This window comes from Streptomyces sp. NPDC059900, assembly GCF_050270335.1.
GTDB lineage: Bacteria > Actinomycetota > Actinomycetes > Streptomycetales > Streptomycetaceae > Streptomyces.
Genome location: NZ_JBNNJZ010000703.1, coordinates 1 through 3,814 on the forward strand (window position 1 = coordinate 1; position 3,814 = coordinate 3,814).

4 protein-coding genes are annotated in these 3,814 nt (G+C 71.7%); 2 read left to right on the forward strand and 2 right to left on the reverse strand.

Annotated elements, in window-relative coordinates:
• Together ACQKIP_RS42340 and ACQKIP_RS42345 are read right to left on the reverse strand one after the other, a co-directional pair.
• A partial coding sequence (locus ACQKIP_RS42340; protein WP_427745442.1) for a KGGVGR-motif variant AAA ATPase occupies nt 1–651 on the reverse strand: 651 nt, incomplete at its 3' end.
• Nucleotides 652–1,117: 466 nt separating this feature from the next.
• Entirely contained in the window at nt 1,118–1,495 is a 378-nt protein-coding gene (locus ACQKIP_RS42345) for a hypothetical protein (RefSeq protein WP_365864421.1), read from the reverse strand.
• 127 nt (nt 1,496–1,622) lie between these two features.
• Between ACQKIP_RS42345 and ACQKIP_RS42350 the strand changes: the two genes are divergently transcribed.
• Both ACQKIP_RS42350 and ACQKIP_RS42355 read left to right on the forward strand, forming a co-directional pair.
• Nucleotides 1,623–2,579 carry a S8 family peptidase gene (locus ACQKIP_RS42350; RefSeq protein ID WP_365864420.1) on the forward strand — a complete coding sequence of 319 codons (957 nt, stop codon included), beginning with the start codon at nt 1,623–1,625 and terminating at the stop codon, nt 2,577–2,579.
• 50 nt (nt 2,580–2,629) lie between these two features.
• Nucleotides 2,630–3,814, forward strand: a 1,185-nt coding sequence (locus ACQKIP_RS42355) for a cation:proton antiporter (protein WP_427745443.1), incomplete at its 3' end; no start/stop codon positions are given.

The following is a 3,814-nucleotide window of genomic DNA, read 5'->3' on the forward strand; positions in this document are numbered from 1 at the left end:
CCCCACGATGGCCTGGGTGTTCATGCTGAAGCCCACGACCATCACGTCCGGTGGCAGCGGAGGGCACAGGCGCGGGCTCTCCCCGTGTCCGGCGGAGGTGTCGACGAGCACGAAGTCGTAGGGACCCGAGCGGATCGCCGAGCAGAGCGTCTCGGCCATCCGGCGCCCCGCGGCGCTGTCGCCGAGCGTCGGCCGGTCGAGGGCGGCGACGGCATCGGCGTAGGCGCTGTCCTGGCGGCCCGCACCGAGGAAATCGATGCGCCCTGCCGGGTCGGTGAAGGTCCAGTGCAGCGTCATCGTGTGCTGCTCGAGGTCAAGGCCCAGGCCGGGCTCGCGGCCGGGGGCCGGCCGGGCGGCCGCCGCCTCTTGGTCGAGCAGCAGGTCCACGAGGCCGGGGGTCTGCGCCAGCTCGGGGTCGGTCAAGAAGGGCCGCAGATAGCGGTGCAGGCCGGGCGATGTCAGGTCCCAGTCGATCAGCAGCACGCGCCGGCCGGCGCCGGCGAGTATCCAGGCCACATTGGCGGCGGCCATGGTGCGGCCGACTCCGCCGGTGGGCGCGTGGAAGCTGACCACGGTGGGGCGGGCGTGCTCGCTGCCGGGCTGCGGTCCGGCCGACGGCGCGGACGGGGCGGGGGCAGGCGGCGAGTCCACCAGCGGCGTCTGCCCGGGTGACGTCGGCCTGGGTAAAGAGGGAATGGTCGGTTCCATCGTGGCCCCCCGCTGCTGCTTCCCTGCCTGGACCGTGATCGGCACATCGAGACGGTCCGCGTCGGCCCTCCAGCCTTCCCAGTCTAGGGACACGCAGGCGCAGTGGGTATGGTGCTGCGCCGAACTGGCCGGTTGCCGGGCACGGTTCGGCACTTTGGGCACAACAACGACTGGGCCGGTGACCGACGGCCCGGCTCCCGGCTTACGCACCGCTGGGCGGTGTCACCGTGAGCGCCGCGGCTGACCGACCACCGCCGGTCCCGGCTTGCCCCGTCCGGACCCCCGCGCCGCGCGCCTGCATCGCCCGCACCCGGCACCGCCGGCGCGGCGTGCCGGCCCGGCGGACCCGGTCCGCGATTCCTGCGCCGCCAGACGCAGCCGCACGCCCGTACCGACTCCGTCTCTCACGTCACCAGATCAGGACTCCGCCGCCCATCGCGAGCGCGCGCCGCGCCGCATCCTCGACAATCGAGAGCCGGTCGCAGATGGCGTCCCGGTGCTCCGTGGCCGACCGCACGGGTTCCGTCCCTGCAACGATCTTGTCCAGGTTCTCGCGAAGCAGCAGGCACTCGCTCAGGAACGCCGGGACCTGCCCGGGGTCAACGCGCAGGTCGGCCTCTGCCAGGACCGGAAAGAAGCCTGCCCCCAGCGACCGCACCACCGGCGCGCCCCAGACACGCGTGCGCCAGCTCTCGAACCCCGCGGAGTCCGAGCATCCCTCCGGAACGTCCAGTACCTGCCTTTCACCATCCGCGCCGACCACGAACACGTCCACCGACAGGCTCATGACCTCAGTCGATCACAGCATTGAGCGGGCGGTCCACGGGGTTTGCCGCCGCCAGGAGCCGGCCGCGGGTTCGCCCGCACGGTCCGCCCCGCATGCGATACCTCTCCACGCCCCCGAGGCTCGGACCATGCGCACCCGTAGACGACTCTCCGTCGCCCTCACCGCTACCCTGCTGCTGGCCACCGCGTGCGGCGAGGACAGCAAGCCCGATCCGATGCGGGACCAGCAGTGGGCGCTGGACGCGCTGAAGCTGCCCGATGCGTGGGACAAGGCCAAGGGCGAGGACACGGTCATCGCGGTCGTCGACACCGGCGCCAACCTCGACCACCCCGACCTCAAGGGCCGCCTGGTCGATGGCCACGACTTCGTGGACGGGGACGACGAGCCCAAGGACGCCAACGGCCACGGCACGCACGTCGCGGGCATCGCGGCCGCCCACACCGACAACGGGACCGGCATCGCGGGCGCCGCCCCCGGCGCCAAGATCATGCCGGTGCGGGTGCTGGGCGCGAACGGCTCCGGGGACAACGCCGCCATCACCAAGGGCATCGTCTGGGCCGCCGACCAGGGCGCCGACGTCATCAACCTCTCGCTGGGCGAGAGCGGCCTGATGGCCCGCCTCCTCAAGGGCGGCGTCCTCAACGACGCCATCACGCACGCCCACGACAAGGGCGCGGTCGTCGTCGCCGCGGCGGGCAACGACGGAACCGTCCTCCAGCCCTACAAGGTCGACACTCCCGTCCTGGTCGTCGGTGCCAGCGACCAGGACGGCAAGCCCGCGGACTTCTCCAACTTCGGTGCGCAACAGGCGGTTTCGGCACCCGGCGTCGGCATCCTCTCCACCCTCCCGACCTACAAAACGAAGGAAACACTCAAGAACGACAGCGGCTACGGCGAACTCGACGGCACCTCCATGGCCGCCCCTTACGTCTCCGCCGTCGCAGCCCTCCTGCACCAGCAGGACCGCACCCCGGACCAGATCATGAAGGCCATCCGCGACACGGCGAAGAACCCGGACAAGGCCGCCAAGCTGGGCCTTGGCATCGTCGACGCCCGGGCGGCGGTCGCCTCGGCCAAGGACTGACCGGCCGTGCGCGGCCGAACAGCACAACCCGGCGTGCGGGCGGGGGCGGCATGACGCATCCGGGAACCCTCGTCCTGATCGCGGGCGTCGCCGTGCTCGCACCCCTGCTGGCGCACGGCGCGGGCCGCTGGTTCCGTATCCCCCTGGTCATCTTCGAGATCGTGCTGGGCATCCTCATCGGCCCCGACGTGCTCGGCCTGGCCCATCACGACGAGATCATCGACACGCTCTCCGAGCTCGGGCTCTCCATGCTCATCTTCCTCGCCGGCTACGAGATCGAGTTCGCGGCCATCCGCGGCGACACCCTGCGCCGCTCGGTCTGGGCATGGGTCATCTCCCTGGTCCTCGGCTTGGGCGTCGCCCTGGCGCTGACCGGCATGGACCTCTCCCGCAGCGTGGTCATCGGCACCGCACTCACCAGCACGGCCCTGGGCACCGTCCTGCCGATCCTGCGCGACAGCGGCGCCCTGCACGGCCGCTTCGGCACCGTGATGATGGCCTTCGGAGCCATCGGCGAGTTCGGGCCCATCATCGCCATGGCACTGCTGCTCAGCGGCCGCGACCCCGGCGTGTCCACCGCAGTGCTCGCCGCGTTCGCCCTCATCACGGCGGGGGCCGTCTACTGGGCACTGCGCCCCCACCCGCCCTGGTTCGCCGAGATCATCCGCACGACACTGCACACCAGCGGCCAGTTCGCCGTCCGCTTCGTGATGCTGCTCCTTGTCGCGATGCTCGCGCTGTCCGCGGCGTTCGGCCTCGATGTGCTCCTGGGAGCCTTCGCCGCCGGGCTGCTGACCCGGCTGGTGTTCCAGGGGGCCGCCCCTGAGAGCGGCGAGGAGGTCCTGGGCAAGGTGGAGGCGATGGGCTTCGGCTTCCTCGTCCCCCTCTTCTTCATCGTCACCGGCATCGACTTCGACCTCGCCTCACTGCTCGACGGCGGCCGGGCCCTCCTGCTCCTGCCGGTCTTCCTGCTCCTGTTCCTCGTTGTACGGGGCCTGCCGGCCTACGCCTTGGCACCGCGCGACCTCAACCCCGCCGACCGCAGGGCCCTGACCCTGTACTCCTCGACCTGCCTGCCGCTCGTCGTCGCCATCACCACGATCGGCCTGGACGAGGGAGCACTGGAAAAGGGCGAGGCGGCGGCGCTGGTGGGCGCCGCCATGGTCTCCGTCCTGGTCTTTACGCGGCTGGCGTTGCGGGTACGGGCCCAGGCCGGGCCGGCCACGGACCCGGGC